Annotated in this window: 14 protein-coding genes and 1 tRNA gene; 5 read left to right on the forward strand and 10 right to left on the reverse strand. The window is 61.6% G+C overall.

Annotated features, from left to right (window positions below; genetic code table 11):
* Nucleotides 1-92 precede the first annotated feature (92 nt).
* The 8 genes from rpoC to secE form a co-directional block, all read right to left on the reverse strand.
* A complete protein-coding gene (gene rpoC / locus CCK88_RS06315) occupies nucleotides 93-4,277 on the reverse strand; it encodes a DNA-directed RNA polymerase subunit beta' (protein WP_086469623.1) in 4,185 nt (1,394 codons plus the stop codon).
* Nucleotides 4,278-4,352: 75 nt separating this feature from the next.
* Entirely contained in the window at nucleotides 4,353-8,492 is a 4,140-nt protein-coding gene (gene rpoB / locus CCK88_RS06320; RefSeq protein WP_086469624.1) for a DNA-directed RNA polymerase subunit beta, read from the reverse strand.
* Nucleotides 8,493-8,899: 407 nt separating this feature from the next.
* Nucleotides 8,900-9,277 carry a 50S ribosomal protein L7/L12 gene (gene rplL, locus CCK88_RS06325; RefSeq protein WP_086469625.1) on the reverse strand — a complete coding sequence of 126 codons (378 nt, stop codon included), beginning with the start codon at nucleotides 9,275-9,277 and terminating at the stop codon, nucleotides 8,900-8,902.
* A 57-nt stretch (nucleotides 9,278-9,334) separates the two neighbouring features.
* Complete coding sequence (gene rplJ, locus CCK88_RS06330; RefSeq protein ID WP_086469626.1) at nucleotides 9,335-9,853, reverse strand: 50S ribosomal protein L10; 519 nt, start codon at nucleotides 9,851-9,853, stop codon at nucleotides 9,335-9,337.
* A 321-nt stretch (nucleotides 9,854-10,174) separates the two neighbouring features.
* A complete protein-coding gene (gene rplA, locus CCK88_RS06335) occupies nucleotides 10,175-10,867 on the reverse strand; it encodes a 50S ribosomal protein L1 (RefSeq protein ID WP_086469627.1) in 693 nt (230 codons plus the stop codon).
* A 5-nt stretch (nucleotides 10,868-10,872) separates the two neighbouring features.
* Entirely contained in the window at nucleotides 10,873-11,301 is a 429-nt protein-coding gene (gene rplK / locus CCK88_RS06340; RefSeq protein WP_086469628.1) for a 50S ribosomal protein L11, read from the reverse strand.
* 170 nt (nucleotides 11,302-11,471) lie between these two features.
* Nucleotides 11,472-12,002 carry a transcription termination/antitermination protein NusG gene (gene nusG, locus CCK88_RS06345; RefSeq protein WP_086469629.1) on the reverse strand — a complete coding sequence of 177 codons (531 nt, stop codon included), beginning with the start codon at nucleotides 12,000-12,002 and terminating at the stop codon, nucleotides 11,472-11,474.
* Between the two features lie 39 nt (nucleotides 12,003-12,041).
* Nucleotides 12,042-12,236, reverse strand: coding sequence for a preprotein translocase subunit SecE (gene secE / locus CCK88_RS06350; protein WP_086469630.1), 195 nt, complete (start codon nucleotides 12,234-12,236; stop codon nucleotides 12,042-12,044).
* A 256-nt stretch (nucleotides 12,237-12,492) separates the two neighbouring features.
* On the opposite strand from secE, the gene CCK88_RS06355 reads away from it, so the two are divergent.
* Nucleotides 12,493-12,759 (forward strand): hypothetical protein, encoded by a 267-nt coding sequence (locus tag CCK88_RS06355; RefSeq protein WP_086469631.1) that lies wholly within the window; start codon nucleotides 12,493-12,495, stop codon nucleotides 12,757-12,759.
* Nucleotides 12,760-12,771: 12 nt separating this feature from the next.
* Here the strand turns inward: CCK88_RS06355 and CCK88_RS06360 are convergent, their stop codons facing one another.
* Together CCK88_RS06360 and CCK88_RS06365 are read right to left on the reverse strand one after the other, a co-directional pair.
* Complete coding sequence (locus tag CCK88_RS06360; protein WP_170926376.1) at nucleotides 12,772-13,578, reverse strand: glycosyltransferase family 25 protein; 807 nt, start codon at nucleotides 13,576-13,578, stop codon at nucleotides 12,772-12,774.
* A 395-nt stretch (nucleotides 13,579-13,973) separates the two neighbouring features.
* Nucleotides 13,974-14,049, reverse strand: a tRNA-Trp gene (locus tag CCK88_RS06365).
* A 355-nt stretch (nucleotides 14,050-14,404) separates the two neighbouring features.
* Here CCK88_RS06365 and ytfQ point away from each other — a divergent pair.
* The 4 genes from ytfQ (at nucleotide 14,405) to yjfF (ending at nucleotide 19,048) form a co-directional block, all read left to right on the forward strand.
* Nucleotides 14,405-15,376, forward strand: coding sequence for a galactofuranose ABC transporter, galactofuranose-binding protein YtfQ (gene ytfQ / locus CCK88_RS06370; protein ID WP_086469633.1), 972 nt, complete (start codon nucleotides 14,405-14,407; stop codon nucleotides 15,374-15,376).
* 194 nt (nucleotides 15,377-15,570) lie between these two features.
* A complete protein-coding gene (locus tag CCK88_RS06375; protein WP_086469634.1) occupies nucleotides 15,571-17,088 on the forward strand; it encodes a sugar ABC transporter ATP-binding protein in 1,518 nt (505 codons plus the stop codon).
* On the forward strand, nucleotides 17,085-18,083 hold the full coding sequence (locus CCK88_RS06380; protein WP_086469635.1) for an ABC transporter permease: 999 nt from the start codon (nucleotides 17,085-17,087) through the stop codon (nucleotides 18,081-18,083). The genes CCK88_RS06375 and CCK88_RS06380 overlap by 4 nt, the downstream gene beginning before the upstream one ends.
* Complete coding sequence (yjfF, locus tag CCK88_RS06385) at nucleotides 18,080-19,048, forward strand: galactofuranose ABC transporter, permease protein YjfF (protein WP_086469636.1); 969 nt, start codon at nucleotides 18,080-18,082, stop codon at nucleotides 19,046-19,048. Before CCK88_RS06380 ends, yjfF begins: the two co-directional genes overlap by 4 nt.
* Nucleotides 19,049-19,060 lie beyond the last annotated feature (12 nt).

A 19,060-nucleotide genomic window follows, 5' to 3' on the forward strand; every position in this document is an offset into this window, starting at 1 on the left:
TATCAAAGAGACGTATGGCCGCGCCCACGATCAACTGGGCAAAAAGAAAGGGGCCCAAAGGCCCCTTCCCCAATTCGCGATGTCGGCTGACTTTACTCGGCAGCCGGAGCGGCGATCTGCACCGTCTCGGCCTGACGACGACGTTCCTCAAGGATGAGATCGTCGCGCTTGGATGCGATCTGCTTGGCCTGCGAGATGCCGGCACCGGTACCGGCCGGGATAAGGCGGCCGACGATGACGTTTTCCTTGAGGCCTTCAAGAAGGTCGGCCTTGCCGGACACGGCAGCTTCGGTCAGCACGCGGGTGGTTTCCTGGAAGGAAGCCGCCGAGATGAACGAACGGGTCTGCAGCGACGCCTTGGTGATGCCCAGGAGAACCGGGTTCGCCGTAGCGGGCTTCTTGCCTTCCGCGACCAGCTGGTCGTTGAGCTCGTCGAAGTCAAGTTTGTCGAGCTGCTCGTCCTTGAGCAGGCCTGACTCGCCCGGATCCACGATTTCGACCTTCTGCAGCATCTGGCGCACGATCACTTCGATGTGCTTGTCGTTAATCAACACGCCCTGCAGGCGGTACACTTCCTGGATCTCGTTGACGAGGTAGCGCGCCAGTTCCTCGACGCCCTTGATGGCAAGGATGTCGTGCGGAGCAGGGTTGCCGTCCAGGATGTATTCGCCCTTTTCGATCGCATCGCCTTCCTGGAGATGGAAAGGCTTGCCCTTCGGGATCAGGTATTCGACCGGATCTGCACCGTCCTCGGACGGCTCGATAATGACGCGGCGCTTGTTCTTGTAGTCGCGACCGAAGCGGATGGTACCATCGATCTCGGCGATGATGGCGTGATCCTTCGGACGACGAGCTTCGAACAGTTCGGCCACACGCGGCAGACCGCCGGTGATGTCCTTGGTCTTGGCCGATTCCAACGGAATACGTGCGAGGACGTCACCCGGAGCCACCTTCTCGCCCGGCTCGACGGCGATAACCGCGTCGACGGAGAGCAGGTAGCGAGCGTCGCCACCACGTTCCACCTTCGCGACCGAACCGCCGCGGGCAATGGCGAGGGCGGGCTTGAGGCCCTCACCACGCTGGTTGCCGCGCCAGTCGATGACCACGCGCTTGGTGAAGCCGGTCGCTTCGTCGGTGTTTTCCGCAACGGAGGCACCGTCGACCAGATCCTCGAACAGAACCTCGCCTTCGACTTCGGCCAGGATCGGACGGGTGTACGGATCCCATTCGGCCAGACGCTGGCCACGGCGGACCATATCGCCTTCTTTGACGAGGAGCTTGGAGCCGTAGGTCACCTTGTGAACCACGCGTTCCTTGCCGTCGGCATCGACCACCGCGAGAGCAACGTTACGGGCCATGACGACCTGCTTGCCACCCTCGACGGTTGCGAGGTTGGAGTTGCGGACCTCGATCTTGCCTTCCGCGCCCGATTCCAGGAACGAGCTGTCGACCACCTGGGCCGTGCCACCGATGTGGAACGTGCGCATGGTGAGCTGGGTACCGGGTTCACCGATGGACTGCGCGGCAATGACGCCGACAGCTTCACCGATATTGACCGGGGTACCGCGAGCAAGGTCACGGCCGTAACAGGCGGCGCAGCAGCCCTGGCGCATGTCACAGGTCAGCGGCGAACGAATGCGGACCGACTGGATACGGGCCTCTTCGATCACGTCGACATGCTTTTCCTCGAGCAGCGTGCCCTTGGGAGCGATCAGATCACCCGAAATCGGGTGGAACACATCGTCCGCAGTGGTACGGCCCAGGATGCGCTGGCCGAGCGAAGCCACGATCTGGCCGGCATCGACGATGGCTTCCATGGTCAGGCCGCGTTCGGTGCCGCAATCCTCGGTGACGATAATCGCGTCCTGCGCCACGTCGACGAGACGACGGGTCAGGTAACCGGAGTTCGCGGTCTTCAAGGCGGTGTCGGCCAGACCCTTGCGGGCGCCGTGCGTCGAGTTGAAGTACTCGAGAACGTTGAGGCCTTCCTTGAAGTTCGCGGTGATCGGCGTCTCGATGATCGAGCCGTCCGGCTTGGCCATAAGGCCGCGCATACCGGCAAGCTGCTTCATCTGGGCCGGCGAACCGCGAGCACCCGAGTGGCTCATCATGTAAACCGAGTTGATCGGCTTCTGGCGCTTGGTTTCCGCGTCGACCTGGACGGTACGGATAGCGTCCATCATCTCTTCGGCGACCTTGTCACCACACTTGGCCCAGGCGTCGACGACCTTGTTGTACTTTTCGCCCTGGGTAATCAGGCCGTCATTGTACTGCTGCTCGAATTCCTCGACCAGCTTACGGGTCTCTTCCACGATCGTGTACTTGGACGCAGGAATAACCATGTCGTCCTTGCCGAACGAGATGCCGGCGTCACAAGCGTTCTTGAAGCCCAGCTGCATGACGCGGTCACAGAAAATGACCGTCTCCTTCTGACCGCAACCGCGATACACGGTGTCGATCATCTTCGAGATCATCTTCTTGGTCATCAGCTGGTTCGCGGTCGCGAACGGCACAGCCGGGTTGAGCGGCAGGATCTGGCCGATCAGCATGCGGCCTGGGGTCGTTTCCACGATCTCGGTTGTCTGCTTGCCGTCTGCGTCCCAGGCGGGAACGCGAGCCTTGATCTTGGTGTGCAGAGTGACGACCTTGGTGTCGAGCGCATGCTCGAGTTCCGCATAGGAACCGAATGCCATGCCCTGCCCCGGCTCACCCTCGTTCATAAGCGAGAGATAGTAGAGGCCCAGCACGATATCCTGCGACGGCACGATGATCGGCTGACCATTTGCCGGGTGCAGAATGTTGTTGGTCGACATCATGAGCACGCGTGCTTCCAGCTGCGCTTCGAGCGACAGAGGGACGTGCACGGCCATCTGGTCGCCGTCGAAGTCGGCGTTGAAGGCCGAGCAGACGAGCGGGTGCAGACGGATTGCCTTGCCTTCGATCAGCATGGGCTCGAAGGCCTGGATGCCGAGACGGTGCAGCGTCGGAGCGCGGTTCAGCAGAACCGGATGCTCGCGGATCACTTCATCCAGGATATCCCAGACTTCCGGCTTTTCCTTCTCGACCAGCTTCTTGGCCTGCTTCACCGTCGAGCTGAAGCCCTTGGCTTCGAGACGCGAGTAGATGAACGGCTTGAAGAGCTCGAGAGCCATCTTCTTGGGCAGGCCGCACTGGTGCAGCTTGAGGTTCGGGCCCACGGTGATCACCGAACGGCCGGAATAGTCGACGCGCTTGCCGAGCAGGTTCTGGCGGAAGCGGCCCTGCTTGCCCTTGAGCATGTCGCTGAGCGACTTGAGCGGACGCTTGTTCGCACCGGTGATGGTGCGGCCGCGGCGGCCGTTGTCGAACAGCGCGTCCACGGCTTCCTGCAGCATGCGCTTTTCGTTGCGGATGATGATGTCGGGCGCACGCAGCTCGATCAGGCGCTTGAGGCGGTTGTTGCGGTTGATCACACGACGATAGAGGTCGTTGAGATCGGACGTGGCAAAGCGCCCACCATCGAGCGGGACGAGCGGACGCAGTTCCGGCGGGATCACCGGAATGACGGTCATGATCATCCATTCGGGCTTGTTGCCCGACACGATGAACTGCTCGACGATCTTCAAGCGCTTGGCGAGCTTCTTGGGCTTAAGTTCCGTTGTGGACTCTGCAATTTCCACGCGCAGGTCAGCCGCGATCTTTTCCAGATCGAGGTTGAGCAGGATGTCGCGGATAGCCTCGGCACCGATCTTGGCGGTGAAGGTATCGGCACCATACTCGTCCTGGGCGTCGAGATACTGCTCTTCGGTCAGGAGCTCGTTCTGGGTGAACGGCGTCAGACCCGGATCGAGAACGACGTAGTTCTCGAAGTAGAGGATGCGCTCGATATCCTTGAGCGTCATGTCGAGCAGCAGGGCGATGCGGCTCGGCAGCGACTTCAGGAACCAGATATGAGCGACGGGAGCGGCGAGCTCGATATGGCCCATGCGCTCGCGACGGACGCGGCTCAGGGTGACTTCAACGCCGCACTTTTCACAGATGACGCCCTTGAACTTCATGCGCTTGTACTTGCCGCACAGGCACTCGTAGTCCTTCACGGGTCCGAAGATGCGCGCACAGAACAGGCCGTCGCGCTCGGGTTTGAACGTGCGGTAGTTGATGGTCTCGGGCTTCTTGATCTCGCCGTAGGACCAGCTGAGGATCTTTTCGGGGGACGCGATCGAGATCTTCATCTGATCGAACGTCTGCACGGGGACAGCCGGGTTGAACGGGTCCATGACGTGGGAATGATGGTTCATCAATTCTCTCCTCTTTCCCTCGGGAGGGGCAACGCCCGCTCCCTCAGGAAGTGAATGGGGGTAGGAAGTGCCGGATTATTCCGCCGCTTCCTGAGGAGGAGCGAGCTCCGCTTCGGCCTGGCCTGGTTCGTCCTGCTCGCGCATGTCGAGTTCGACATTGAGACCGAGCGAACGGATTTCCTTGACCAGAACGTTGAAGCTTTCCGGGATACCCGCCTCGAAGGTGTCGTCGCCGCGCACGATGGCCTCGTAGACCTTCGTACGACCCGCCACGTCGTCCGACTTGATGGTGAGCATTTCCTGAAGCGTGTAGGCGGCGCCATACGCTTCGAGGGCCCACACTTCCATCTCGCCGAAGCGCTGGCCACCGAACTGCGCCTTGCCGCCCAGCGGCTGCTGGGTAACGAGCGAGTACGGGCCGATCGAGCGCGCGTGGATCTTGTTGTCCACAAGGTGATCGAGCTTGAGCATGTAGATGTAGCCCACGGTCACCTGGCGGTCGAACTGCTCGCCGGTACGGCCGTCGAACACGGTCGACTGACCCGAAGACTTGAGCCCGGCCCGCTCGAGCATCACGACGATGTCGGCTTCCTTGGCACCATCGAACACAGGCGTCGCGATCGGCACACCCTTGGAGAGGTGTTCACCCAGGCGGATCATGCCGTCGTCGTCCAGATCGGTGATCTGTTCGTCATTGGCGAACAGCGTCTGGATTTCCGTGCGGAGCGGCTTGAGGTCGCCCTTGGCATGGTAGGCGCGAACCATCTCGTCGATCTTCTTGCCCATGCCGGCGCAAGCCCAGCCCAGGTGCGTCTCGAGAATCTGGCCCACGTTCATGCGCGATGGCACGCCCAGCGGATTCAGCACGATGTCGACCGACGTACCGTCTTCGAGATACGGCATGTCTTCCACGGGAACGATGCGCGAAACCACGCCCTTGTTACCGTGACGGCCGGCCATCTTGTCGCCCGGCTGGATCTTGCGCTTGGTCGCGATGAAGACCTTGACCATCTTCATTACGCCCGGCGGAAGTTCGTCACCGCGCTGCAGCTTGTCCACCTTGTCGATGAAACGCTGCTCGAGCAGACGGCGGCTCTCCTCGTACTGAGCGTGGAGGGCTTCCATCTCGGTCATGACCTTGTCGTCTTCGACGGCAAACTGCCACCACTTCGAGCGCGGCTGGCCTTCGAAGATCGAGTCATTGAGCTTGGTGCCGACGACATAGCCCTTCGGACCTGCAGTCGCGGCCTTGCCGAACAGCATTTCCTTGAGACGGGCGTAGACGTTGCGATCGAGGATCGACTGTTCGTCGTCACGGTCCTTGGCAAGGCGCTCGATTTCCTCGCGCTCGATGGCCATGGCGCGCTCGTCCTTGTCGATACCGTGGCGGTTGAACACGCGCACCTCAACGACAGTACCAGCATCGCCCGGCGGCACGCGCAGGGAGGTGTCGCGAACGTCCGAAGCCTTCTCGCCGAAGATGGCGCGGAGGAGCTTTTCTTCCGGCGTCATCGGCGACTCACCCTTGGGGGTGATCTTGCCGACGAGGATGTCGCCCGGCTGCACTTCGGCACCGATATGAACGATACCGGCTTCGTCGAGGTTCTTCAGCGCTTCTTCCGAAACGTTCGGAATGTCGCGGGTGATTTCTTCCGGACCAAGCTTGGTGTCGCGGGCCATGACTTCATATTCCTCGATGTGGATCGAGGTGAAGACGTCCTGCATGGCGATCTTTTCGCTCAGCAGGATGGAGTCTTCGAAGTTGTAGCCATTCCACGGCATGAAGGCGACGAGCACGTTGCGGCCGAGGGCGAGATCGCCCAGTTCGGTCGACGGGCCGTCGGCGATGATGTCGCCGGCGTTGATGTGGTCGCCGACAACGACCAGCGGACGCTGATTGATACAGGTCGACTGGTTCGAACGCTGGAACTTCATCAGGTTGTAGATGTCGACGCCCGACTTCGACGCATCGGTCTCTTCCGTTGCGCGAATGACGATACGGGTCGCGTCCACCTGGTCGACGATACCGGTGCGCTTGGCGACGATAGCGGCGCCCGAGTCACGAGCCACGACCGGCTCCATGCCCGTGCCCACGAACGGAGCCTCGGCACGCAGCAGCGGCACGGCCTGCTTCTGCATGTTCGAGCCCATCAGAGCGCGGTTGGCGTCGTCGTTCTCGAGGAACGGGATCAGCGATGCGGCAACCGACACCATCTGCTTGGGGGAAACGTCCATCAGGTCGACGTTTTCCTTGGGCGTCAGGCCGTTGTCACCGGCGTGGCGAGCCACGACCAGATCGTCCTGCAGCTCCAGGGTCGGGGCAAACTGCACGTTCGCCTGAGCGACGTAGTGCTTGGCCTCTTCCATGGCTGAGAGGTACACGACCTCGTCGGTCAGCTTGCCGTCGACGATCTTGCGGTACGGGGTCTCGATGAAACCGTACTTGTTGACGCGGGCGTAGGTGGCCAGATTGTTGATCAGACCGATATTCGGGCCTTCCGGCGTTTCGATCGGGCAGATACGGCCATAGTGGGTCGGATGCACGTCGCGCACTTCGAAGCCGGCGCGCTCGCGGGTGAGACCGCCCGGCCCGAGCGCGGACAGACGACGCTTGTGCGCCACTTCCGAGAGCGGGTTGGTCTGGTCCATGAACTGCGAAAGCTGGCTCGAACCGAAGAATTCACGCACAGCGGCGGCAGCCGGCTTGGCGTTGATCAGGTCCTGCGGCATGACGGTGTCGATTTCGACCGAGCTCATACGCTCCTTGATGGCGCGCTCCATGCGGAGCAGGCCAAGTCGGTAGGAGTTTTCCATGAGTTCGCCGACCGAACGGACGCGGCGGTTGCCCAGGTTGTCGATGTCGTCGATCTCGCCGCGGCCATCGCGCAGGTCGACCAGGGTGCGGACGACTTCGACGATATCTTCCTTGCGCAGGGTGCGCATGGTGTCGGGCGCATCGAGTTCGAGGCGCATGTTCATCTTGACGCGGCCCACGGCGGACAGGTCATAGCGCTCGCTGTCGAAGAACAGCGACTGGAACATGGCTTCGGCGGTTTCGACGGTCGGCGGCTCACCCGGACGCATGACGCGGTAGATATCGAACAGAGCATCTTCTCGGCTCTCGTTCTTGTCCACGGCAAGCGTGTTGCGGATGTAGGCACCGATTGTGATGTGGTCGATGTCGAGGATCGGAAGCTCGTCAAAGCCCTTGTCGACCAGCCCGGTCAGGAGCTTTTCGTCGAGCTCGTCACCGGCTTCGGCATAGATCTCACCCGTCTGCAGGTTGACGAGGTCTTCGGCCACATACATGCCGTAGAGATCTTCATCGACTGCCAGCAGGTGCGTCAGACCGTTTTCGGCGAGCTTCTTCGCCTGACGGGCAGAAAGCTTCTTGCCACCTTCATGAACGACGTCGCCGGTCTTGGCGTCGATCAGGTCATGGCTGGGCTTGGCGCCCTTCCACTTCTCGGCGTCGTAAGGAACGCGCCAGCCCTTCTCGGTCTTCTCATACGGCAGCTTGGTGTAGTAGGTGTCGAGGATTTCCTCGGCATCCATGCCCAGCGCCTTGAGCAGCGAGGTGACCGGAATCTTGCGGCGGCGATCGATACGCGCATAGACGATGTCCTTGGCGTCGAATTCGATATCGAGCCACGAACCGCGGTACGGGATGATGCGGCCGGCAAAAAGCAGCTTGCCGGAGGAATGCGTCTTACCCTTGTCATGATCGAAGAACACGCCCGGCGAGCGGTGCATCTGCGAAACGATCACGCGCTCGGTGCCGTTGACGACAAAGGTGCCATTGGGCGTCATGAAGGGCATGTCGCCCATGTAGACGTCCTGCTCCTTGATGTCCTTGACCGAGCGGGCGCCGGTTTCTTCGTCCACTTCGAACACGATCAGGCGCAGCGTCACCTTGAGCGGGGCAGCGAACGTCATGTCGCGCGCACGGCACTCGTCGATGTCATACTTGGGCTGTTCGAATTCATAGCGGACGAATTCGAGCGAAGCCGTATTGGAGAAGTCGGTGATCGGGAAAACGGACTTGAAGACGGACTGCAGCCCTTCCTCAGGACGACCACCCTTGGGCTCGGCGACCTGAAGGAACTGATCATAGGAAGCCTTCTGGACTTCGATCAGGTTGGGCAGCTCCGTGACCTCGCGGATGGAGCCGAAGGACTTACGAACCTTGCGGCGGCCGTTGAACGTGGTAGCCATGAAAGCTCCTGTTTCTGGTTATCGCGCCCTGCCCCGGAAGGCCCTGCGCGCCATTTTTTGCTTGTCTCGGAGGCAGATATCCAAAGACCCGACTATCAGCCGTCGGCGCTCGGGATATATGCCTGGTAGTCAATTCAAAAGGTCATCGGACGGCGCTCGACGGCGCTTTCGACCCGAAAAGCGCAATCACAGCAGCGTGATCAGCGACTAATGCCCCGCACGAGGGACAGCCCACGGCGAGGTCATCAGAGGCTTCAAGCTGCCCGCGACATCCAAATTCGTCATATATTTCCGCAAATTGGCGCCTAAACCCATCCAATCGGTCCTGGCGAATCGTTCCGTAGAAAACGGAAAAGCGAGATGGCACATAAAGCGCCATCCCGCAAAAATCAAGACCGAAGTCGAACTTACTTGAGTTCGACCTTGGCGCCGGCGTCTTCCAGCTTCTTCTTGATGTCTTCGGCTTCAGCCTTCGACACGCCTTCCTTGACGGCCTTCGGAGCGCCTTCAACCAGGGCCTTGGCTTCGCCGAGGCCGAGGCCGGTGATGCCACGGACTTCCTTGATGACGTTGATCTTGTTGTCGCCGAACGAGGCGAGGATCACGTCGAATTCGGTCTTTTCTTCAGCAGCCGGAGCAGCAGCACCGCCACCAGCGGCAGCAGCAACGGCAACCGGAGCGGCGGCGGAAACGCCCCACTTTTCTTCCAGCATCTTGGACAGTTCGGAAGCTTCCAGAACGGTCAGGGCCGAGAGGTCGTCTACGAGCTTGGCGAGATCAGCCATTTTGTACTCTTTTCAGTTTGGGTTTGGGTTCGAATATTGAGGTAGTTTGGAACGGCCTTATGCCGCTTCGCTCTTTTCTGCGTGAGCCTTGAGGACACGGGCAATGCCCGCACCTGGCTGCACGAGGATGGAAGCGATGTTCGTTGCCGGCTGCTTGACGAGGCCTGCGAGCTTGGCGCGCAGTTCGTCCAGCGACGGCATGGTTGCCAGCGCCTTGACACCATTGGCGTCGAGAGCAGTCTGACCCATTGCACCACCGAGAATGACGAACTTCTGGTTCTTCTCGGCGAAGGCTGCTGCGATTTTCGGCGCAGCAACGGGATCTTCCGCATAGGCGATGACGGTCGGGCCGGTGAACAGGCCCGAAATGTCCGCGACATCGGTTTCCTTGAGAGCGAGCTTGGCAAGGCGGTTCTTTGCGACCTTGACCTTGCCGCCAGCCTTCTTGACCTGCACGCGCAGATCAGTGAACGCAGCGACGGTCAGGCCGGTGTTGTGCGCAACCACGATCGATCCAGCGCCCGCGAGGGCTTCCTGGAGCGAGGCAATGACTGCACTCTTTTCCGCTCTTTCCACACTAGTCTCCACTAGTCTGGCCCCTCGGGTAACCCCTTGAGGCCATTGCCAATTGCTGCCCCCTGCCCGTTTCGGACCGGGGAACAACGGTTAGTGCCTGCCAACCTGATAGCCCCGAGGGGCAACTGGCTTAGGTTCGAACCTCAACCCACTGGCTTTTCAGCCGGAATTGGGTTTTCACCCCATCTATTGCTGGCTTCGCAGAATTGCGAAATTAACGACACTTTCGTGTCGACCGGCAGTCTCGGACAGGACTTTCGTCAGCAGTCTGAAGCGAAGTGCTAGCAGACTGCTAACGTTTCACAGCTCACGCTGCGATTCTTAGAGAGCCGTACCCGGCTCGACATGGACGCCTGGGCCCATGGTGGACGACACGGCAACCTTCTTGACGTAGGTGCCCTTGGCGCCGGCAGGCTTGGACTTCACGACAGCGTCGGTGAAGGCCTTGATGTTCTGCAGCAGAGCTTCTTCCGAGAACGAGACCTTGCCGATACCGGCATGGATGATACCAGCCTTCTCGACGCGGTACTCGACGGCGCCGCCCTTGGCAGCGCCCACGGCGCCCTTGACGTCCATGGTCACGGTGCCGACCTTGGGGTTCGGCATCAGGTTGCGCGGGCCCAGGACCTTACCGAGACGACCGACCAGCGGCATCATGTCCGGAGTGGCAATGCAGCGATCGAAATCGATCTTGCCGCCCTGGATGGTTTCCAAGAGGTCTTCGGCGCCGACGATGTCTGCACCAGCAGCCTTGGCTTCGTCAGCCTTGGCGCCACGGGCGAACACGGCGACGCGAACGGTCTTGCCGGTGCCGTTGGGCAGGTTGACCACGCCGCGGACCATCTGGTCGGCGTGACGCGGATCGACACCCAGGTTCATCGCGATTTCGATGGTTTCGTCGAACTTGGCCGAAGCGCGCGACTTGACCATCTTCACAGCCTCTTCGAGGCCGTAGAGCTTGTTGCGGTCAATGCCTTCACGGGCCTTGGCGACCTTCTTTGCGATCTTTGCCATAATTCTTAGCCCTCGACCTGAATGCCCATGGAACGGGCGGAGCCAGCGATCATCGACACGGCGGCGTCGATATCGTCGGCGTTGAGATCAACCATCTTCTTCTCGGCAATTTCACGCAGCTGAGCCTGGGTGATGGTGCCAGCCGAATCCTTGCCCGGGAGCTTGGAGCCGGACTTGAGGTTGACGGCCTTCTTGATGAAGTAGGTAACCGGCGGCTGCTTCATCACGAAGGTGAAGCTCTTGTCGGCATAGGCGGTGATCACGACCGGGATCGGAGCGCCCTTTTCGATTTCCTGCGTGGCCGCGTTGAAGGCCTTGCAGAATTCCATGATGTTCAGACCGCGCTGACCCAGAGCCGGGCCAATCGGGGGGGACGGGGTTGCCGAACCGGCAGCAACCTGCAGCTTTACGTAGCCAACGACTTTCTTAGCCATTTTCTATCCTCTGTGTGCCCCGGAGGGCAGTTGAGCCGTGGTGCGGTTTCCTGGTGCCGGCAAGGCACCATCCCCTTCCACGGATTTCACCTAGCCGAAGCCAGATGTCGCGATTTTTGGCTGACGCCAAAAACGCTGGTGCCATTTTGGCTGTCGCCAAAAGGCTGGGGTCAGACCTTTTCGACCTGACCGTATTCGAGCTCCACCGGAGTGGGGCGCCCGAAAATCGAGACCTCGACCTTGAGGCGGGAACGCTCTTCGTCCACCTCTTCGACGATGCCGTTGAAGCTGGCGAAAGGACCATCCGACACGCGGACGTTCTCGCCGACTTCGAAGCTGATGGAGGGCTTGGGATGATCCACGCCTTCCTGCACCTGCTGCAGGATCGACATAGCCTCGCGCTCCGAGATCGGCATGGGCTTGTTGTCCGCGCCGAGGAAACCGGTGACCTTGGGCGTGTTCTTGATCAGATGGAATGCCTCGTCGGTCATATCCATCTTCACCAGGACATAGCCCGGGAAGAACTTGCGCTCGGTATCGACCTTGCGGCCACGACGGATCTCGACGACCTTTTCGGTCGGCACGATCACGTCTTCAAACAGGTGCTCGAGCTTCTTCTGCGCAACCTTGAGACGGATATCTTCCGCCACCTTGCGCTCGAAGTTCGAATACGCCTGAACGATATACCAGCGCTTGGCCATAAGGGGTCGCCGCTCCGAATATATAAAAACTGATCCGCCTTAGCGGATCGACAGCATCAAGGACACGAGCCAGGAAATGACCTGGTCAGCCAGCAGGAAGAACAGGCTGGCGAGAATGACCAGAACGACAACCATGATCGAGGAGATCACGACTTCGTTCCGGCCCGGCCAGGTGACCTTGCTGACTTCCGAGCGAACCTGCTGGAGAAACTGGACTGGGTTCGGACGGGCCATGGGCGTTTCAACTCGTATCTTGGTGCAAAACCAAAGGCCGCGCAGGAATCCCGCACGGCTAGAGCGGGCTATCTAGAGGCTTTGCCGATGGATTGCAACAGCCAGACAAAAAGGAATCGTCCGGGGCTTCGCATCCGTCACTTTCGCGCTTTTGTAAAGCATAAGTGCAAATCCCGACTGAATCCGCTTGCATGCCCGCTCAGCCTGGAGTTGGATGAAATGTGCCCAGAATGTGGCAGCGCTCGTGGAGGGAGCAATGTCGTTCGAGGTCGTGCGTTGCCAGTTACTGCATTTCGGTCCGCATCGGACCATCAAGGGCCGCCTCACCGGCGCCGTTCGCGTTCGCATACGCGAAAGCCTGATGGGCAACCTGACCGAGTATGATCTGGACCTGCCGGTCAAGTCCGACTGCGGCATCGTTCCGCACGAGCAGGCCCGTACGGCCCTGCTCACCCATGCCGCCCACCAGCTGAACAAGCTCAAGGCACGGCACACGAGCCACCTGCCGGTGGCCGCCGAATAGGCAACCGGCCGATTACCCCTCATCCATGAAGCGGACGTATCGACGCTCGAGCCCCTTGCTCAAGTTCGATATGTGGTCGCTGACATTTCGCCACCCCGCCTTGAAGCCCTGCCCCAGCCGCAGCAACCGGTATTGCAGCGGCCTTTCCGACGGGAACAGGTGACGATCGCCTTTCTGGTCGATATCGCTGCGGCCGACCGTTTGCTTCTGCTTGCCCTCATCGCCCAGCTGCCGTGCCAGTGCCGGCACGGCTTGCAGCCTAGTGAGCCCGGAACCCGGCTCGTCGAAGGGATTGTAGAGAACGAGGTCCGTCTGGGCCGACCGAAAGGATGGATGCCCAAGCAAGTAACGCGCGGCCCCGCGCGTCAGGATGTAGGCAGCCGAGCCCATCGGCGTCGACCGGAACGGGTGAAGGGCGATTTCGCCCGGCAGCGTCGCGACTGCGGGAAAGACGCGCAGCGGACGTCCGGCGCTTTCGATCCTGACCATATCGGCATCGATCGCGCCGATTTCGGACAGAAAGTCCGGCAGCGCCGAACTCAGTTCAGCGTCGTCTTCGAGCACCAGAGCGCGGTCATGGCCGGCGTCGAGCAACGCCTGCCAGACCCGCTCGTGGCTGAGCGTGCACGCCAGTTCCCTGGGCCGCAGATAGACAGGTTTGTGCGGATCGCAATGGAGAGCGGCCTGCTCGGCGGATATGTCGGATGGCGTAGCGGCCTCGATGCGCACGCCCGCGAGACCCAGACTCTGCAGCTGATCTTCCATGAACCGACGCCGATCCGGCCGGCTCGCGAGATTGATGTAAAAGATGGGCAGCACGACAGTCTCCATTCCGCCGGCGTGGTTAGGCCACCGCTGCCGACGTTGCAACCGGCAAGCCGCCGGATGTCCAGCGTGACCAGACGCGTTTGAGGTCACGACGCGTGCCTTGAAACGCGAAGCCGGATCGTTACATTTTTAGCAGTTTTCTGCCTTATAGACGCCCGCTTTTGGCGCAACCTTCATTGTGCTGACGCGTTGTTCAGCAGCAGGATCAGCCTCCTGCGACCTCCAACGTCAGTCCCCGGTTCCCATGCACTCCCAACCCCTGCCGGGGACTGGCTCTTTCCCGAAAGAGCAAGTCGTGACGCCAGTGGATCGCCACTGGCTTTTTTGCTTTCCTGGTGGGGATGAAACCAGCCGGAGCGAAGCTCGACGAACTGGGTGATTGTGCCTGGCAGGGGCTGGGGGACTCGAACCCACGACCCTCGGTTTTGGAGACCGATGCTCTACCAACTGAGCTAAACCCCTTCAGGCGAGGCTGTGTCTAATGGCAAAGACAGCATGATGCAAGTGGCAGATTTCGTCTCCGCGTGGAAACCTCCGTCAAGCCCGCTCACCCTGGCGGACGCGCGTGGAGTCGGACGTTTGTCACCTTCAGTGTAGTCCTATCCTGACAGTGCGACGGCGAGTTTAGGCGCGCAGGTCGCCTCGCACAGAGTAGGATGCGCCAAAGCCGAAAACCTCCTAAATCATTGTAAAACAAACGCTTTTATGGACAGCTCGGCCCTTTCACTTTCTCACTTTACATATAATAGTACTTTATATAGCGTCCTCCTTACCGCCTGAAGCGTGAACGCCAGGCGGCCTTTGGGAGGATTTCATCGTGAACATCATAACCAAGCTTGCCATCGCGGCAGGCCTCGCTACCGCCTTGTCTTCCGGTGCCCTGGCGCAGGACATTTCGGGCAAGGTCATCGGCTTCTCGCAGATCGGCTCGGAATCGGGCTGGCGCGCTGCTGAAACGTCCGTGACCCGCCAGCAGGCGGAAGAGCGCGGCGTTGACCTCAAGTTTGCCGATGCGCAGCAGAAGCAGGAAAACCAGATCAAGGCCATCCGTGGCTTCATCGCCCAGGGCGTCGACGCGATCCTGGTGGCCCCGGTTGTCGCCACCGGTTGGGACGACGTGCTCGCCGAAGCCAAGGAAGCCGAGATCCCCGTCGTTCTGCTCGACCGCGGCGTCGATGCTCCGGAAGACCTCTACCTGACCTCCGTCGCTTCGGACCAGATCGAAGAAGGTCGCGTGGCCGGCCAGTGGCTGGTCGACGATGTCGCCGGCGCAGACTGCAATGTCGTGGAACTGCAGGGCACGGTGGGCTCGACTCCGGCCATCAACCGCAAGCAGGGCTTCGAGGAAGCGATCGCCGGCGCGTCCAACATCAAGATCACCCAGAGCCAGACCGGTGACTTCACCCGCGCCAAGGGCAAGGAAGTCATGGAAGCCTTCCTCAAGTCGTCCAACAACGGCGCCGACATCTGCGCGGTCTATGCCCATAACGACGACATGGCCGTTGGCGCCATCCAGGCGATCAAGGATGCCGGTCTCAAGCCCGGTACCGACATCAAGGTCGTCTCCATCGACGCCGTTCCCGATATCTTCACCGCCATCGCCGCCGGCGAAGCCAATGCCACGGTCGAGCTGACCCCGAACATGGCAGGCCCGGCCTTCGACGCCCTGGCTGCCTTCTGGGCCGACGGCACCGAGCCGGAGAAGTTCATCATCACCGACTCCAAGCTCTACACCGCTGCCGACGATCCGCAGGGCGAATACGATCGCCGCAAGGACCTCGGCTACTAAGCGACAAGAGTACGGGCGGGAGCTTGGCTTCCGCCCAATTTCACTTCGAGCCACAAAGCCTTTACCCTCACACCGCCCTCGTGCTCGATCCGAGGGCAAGACTGGGGGCCACACAATGTGCTGTGCGCGAGGTGGCAGGCCCCGGGTCAGGCCCGAGGGCGGCTCCGTGGTTGGCAAGGCATTGGGAGGGGCACATGCCTGATGAAGAATTCGCGCTCGAAGCGCGCGGCATCATCAAGATTTTCGGCAACCACGTCGCGCTCGACAACGTCAATTTCGGGCTGCGCGCCGGTGAAGTGCATGCGCTCCTGGGCGAGAACGGGGCCGGCAAGTCCACCCTCATCAAGATCCTGACCGGCGCCTACCAGCCGACCACCGGCCAGGTGCTGGCCGACGGCGTCCCCGTTGCGCTGGACAATCCGCAGCAGGCGCAGAAATACGGCATCGGCACGGTCTACCAGGAGGTCAACCTCCTGCCCAACCGTTCCGTGGCCGAAAACCTCTTTCTCGGGCACCAGCCGACCCGCTTCGGTTTCGTCGACCGCCGCAAGATGGAGCGCGACTCCCGTGAGGTGCTCAAGCGCTACGGCCTCGACCTCGATCCGTCGAGCGAGCTGGGCACCCATTCCGTGGCCGTTCAGCAGATCGTCGCCATCGCCCGCGCCGTGGAACTCTCGGGCAAGGTGCTGATCCTCGACGAACCCACCGCCAGCCTCGACCGCAACGAGGTGGAGCGCCTGTTCGAGATTATCCGGGATCTCAAGGCGCGCGGCCTCGCCATCGTCTTCATCACCCACTTCCTCGACCAGGTCTTCGCCGTATCCGATCGCGTGACCATCCTGCGCAACGGCAAGCTGATCGAAACGCGCGACCTGACCGGCACGACCCGCACCGATGTGGTGCGGCTCATGCTGGGCAAGGATGTTGCCTTCTCCGGCGCCACCGGCGTGGAAGACGCGCGGCCGATGGGCGAGGTGCTGCTCGACTTCAGGAATTACGGCAAGAAGCGCAGCGTCCACCCTTTCAACCTCACCATCCACAAGGGCGAGGTCATCGGCGTCGCAGGGCTCCTCGGGTCCGGCAGAACAGAAATGGCCCGCATCATGTTCGGGGCCGACGCTGCCGACGAAGGCACCCTCGATGTATCAGGCAAGAAGGCCACGATCGCGCGACCGACCGATGCCATTGCCAAGGGCTTCGGCTTCTGTCCGGAAGACCGCAAGGCCGAGGGCATCTTTGGCGATCTTTCGGTGCGCGAGAACATCGTCATCGCCCTGCAGGGCAAGCTCGGCTGGTTCAGCGCGCTCAACCGCGACGAACAGCTCGAAATCGCCGGTCGCTTCGGGGAAAGCATGGATATCCGGGCCGCCTCGCTCGACATGCCGATCAAGCTGCTGTCCGGCGGCAACCAGCAGAAGGTGATCCTGTCGCGCTGGCTGGCCACCGATCCGGCCTTCCTCATCCTCGACGAACCCACAAGGGGCATCGACGTGGGCGCGCATGCCGAAATCGTGCGCACGATCAACCGGCTTCGCGACGAAGGCCTGGCCCTCGTTGTCATCTCGTCCGAGCTGGACGAAGTCGTCGCCTATTCCACGCGCATCGTCGTCATGCGCGACCGCGAAATGGTCGCCGAACTGAGCGGCGAAAACATCAATCCCGGCGTCATCGTGCAGGCGATCGCCAATCATCGCGAGGGCCCGGCAGCATGATGCGGCGCATCCTTTCCCGCCTGGCCAATCCGCAGCTGCTGGCGCTTGTCGGCGTGCTGCTGATCAACTGGCTGCTGTTTCCCAATTTCTTCCGCATCACCTGGCAGGACGGGCGGCTTTTCGGCTCGCTGATCGACGTGCTCAACCGGGGCGCGCCGGTGGCCATCCTCGCCATCGGCATGGCCGGAGTCATCGCCACCAAGGGCGTCGACCTCTCCGTCGGCGCCATCATGGCGGTGGCCGGAGCGGTGGCGGCGACGCTGGTCGTGGCCGGCTACCCTGCCCCGGTCGCCGTGGCCGCCGCCCTGGCCGTGGGCCTCCTCTGCGGGCTCTGGAACGGGTTCCTCGTCGCCGTGCTCGACATCCAGCCCATCATCGCGACGCTCGTGCTGATGGTGGCCGGTCGCGGCATCGCCCAGCTGATCACCGAGGGCTTCATCGTCACCTTCACCGATCCGGTGCTGATCTTCATCGGCACGGGCTCGTTCCTCGGCTTGCCGATGGCTGCGGTCATCGCGCTGGTGCTGATGATATTGGTGACCCTCCTGGTGCGGCGCACCGCGATCGGGCTCTTCATCGAAGCCGTCGGCGTCAATCGCGCCGCCGCCAGCCTCGCGGGCATCCGCAGCCGCATGCTGCTGTTCCTGGTCTACGGCTTGTCGGGCCTCTGCGCGGCCGTGGCCGGCATCATCGTGGCGGGCGACATCCGCGGCGCCGATGCCAACAATGCCGGGCTCTGGCTCGAACTCGACGCCATCCTGGCCGTCGTGATCGGCGGCACCTCGCTCCTCGGCGGACGCTTCTCGGTGCCCCTGGCAGTGGTCGGAGCGCTCATCATCCAGGCCATGAACACCGGCATCCTGGTGTCCGGCTTCCCGCCCGAATTCAACCTCATCGTCAAGGCGGGCCTGATCTTCCTCGTGCTGATCATCCAGTCGCCGCTGGCAACCCGGATCGTTCCCGTGCGCGTTCCCGCTTCGGAGGCCCGCAAATGAGCCGCTCCCTTCGTCCGCTGGTGGCCACTGCGGTGATCTTCGCCATCGCCTACGCGCTGGCCGTGATGCAGTTCCCGTCCATGTTCTCGACGCGCGTACTGGGCAATTTCCTCACCGACAACGCCTTTCTCGGCATCACGGCCGTGGGCATGACCTTCGTCATCCTGTCGGGCGGGATCGATCTGTCGGTGGGCGCGGTGATCGGCTTTACCGGCGTGCTGATCGCCGTGCTGATCTCCTGGGCCGGCTGGCATCCGCTCGCCGCCTTCACCATGGCCCTTGCCGTGGCGGCGGCATTCGGCGGCATCATGGGGCTGGCGATCCACTATCTCCAGGTTCCGGCCTTCATCGTCACGCTTGCCGGCATGTTCCTGGCCCGCGGCGGTGCATCCGTCATCACCCGTGACTCCGTGCCGGTGAACCACGAATTCTACACCTGGATCTCCGAGCTGATCATCCGTCTGCCCGGCGGCGGTCGCCTCAGCTTTATCGGTCTGCTGATGGTTGCCATCTTCATCCTCGGGGCCCTCGTCGCGCATCGCACCAAGTTCGGCTCCTACGTCTACGCGCTGGGCGGCAATCCGGTCTCGGCATCGCTGATGGGCGTGCCGGTGGCGCAGACCACCGTGCTCGTCTACATGCTGTCCTCGATACTCGCGGCCTTGGCGGGAATCGTCTTTTCCCTCTATACCTCCGCCGGCTATCCACTGGCCGCGGTCGGCGTCGAACTCGACGCCATCAGCGCCGTGGTGATCGGCGGCACGCTTTTGACCGGAGGCTATGGCTTCGTGCTCGGCACCTTCATCGGCGTCATGCTGCTGGGCCTGGTGCAGACCTACATCATCTTCGACGGCACGCTGTCGAGCTGGTGGACCAAGATCGTCATCGGCGCCCTGCTGTTCCTGTTCATCGTCTTGCAGCGGCTGATCTTTGCGGCCTCGGCAAAGGGAGAGAAAGCGTCCTAGATGTCCGGTTTG

The sequence above is a fragment of the Devosia lucknowensis genome (genome assembly GCF_900177655.1).
Lineage (GTDB): Bacteria > Pseudomonadota > Alphaproteobacteria > Rhizobiales > Devosiaceae > Devosia > Devosia lucknowensis.

What these genes read in the sequence shown, in the direction of transcription:
- rpoC (WP_086469623.1), bottom strand. Translation starts at nt 4,277, where the DNA reads ATGAACCATCATTCCCACGTCATGGACCCGTTCAACCCGGCTGTCCCC.
- rpoB (WP_086469624.1), bottom strand. Translation starts at nt 8,492, where the DNA reads ATGGCTACCACGTTCAACGGCCGCCGCAAGGTTCGTAAGTCCTTCGGC.
- rplL (WP_086469625.1), bottom strand. Translation starts at nt 9,277, where the DNA reads ATGGCTGATCTCGCCAAGCTCGTAGACGACCTCTCGGCCCTGACCGTT.
- rplA (WP_086469627.1), bottom strand. Translation starts at nt 10,867, where the DNA reads ATGGCAAAGATCGCAAAGAAGGTCGCCAAGGCCCGTGAAGGCATTGAC.
- rplK (WP_086469628.1), bottom strand. Translation starts at nt 11,301, where the DNA reads ATGGCTAAGAAAGTCGTTGGCTACGTAAAGCTGCAGGTTGCTGCCGGT.
- nusG (WP_086469629.1), bottom strand. Translation starts at nt 12,002, where the DNA reads ATGGCCAAGCGCTGGTATATCGTTCAGGCGTATTCGAACTTCGAGCGC.
- secE (WP_086469630.1), bottom strand. Translation starts at nt 12,236, where the DNA reads ATGGCCCGTCCGAACCCAGTCCAGTTTCTCCAGCAGGTTCGCTCGGAA.
- CCK88_RS06355 (WP_086469631.1), top strand. Translation starts at nt 12,493, where the DNA reads ATGTCGTTCGAGGTCGTGCGTTGCCAGTTACTGCATTTCGGTCCGCAT.
- CCK88_RS06375 (WP_086469634.1), top strand. Translation starts at nt 15,571, where the DNA reads ATGCCTGATGAAGAATTCGCGCTCGAAGCGCGCGGCATCATCAAGATT.
- CCK88_RS06380 (WP_086469635.1), top strand. Translation starts at nt 17,085, where the DNA reads ATGATGCGGCGCATCCTTTCCCGCCTGGCCAATCCGCAGCTGCTGGCG.
- yjfF (WP_086469636.1), top strand. Translation starts at nt 18,080, where the DNA reads ATGAGCCGCTCCCTTCGTCCGCTGGTGGCCACTGCGGTGATCTTCGCC.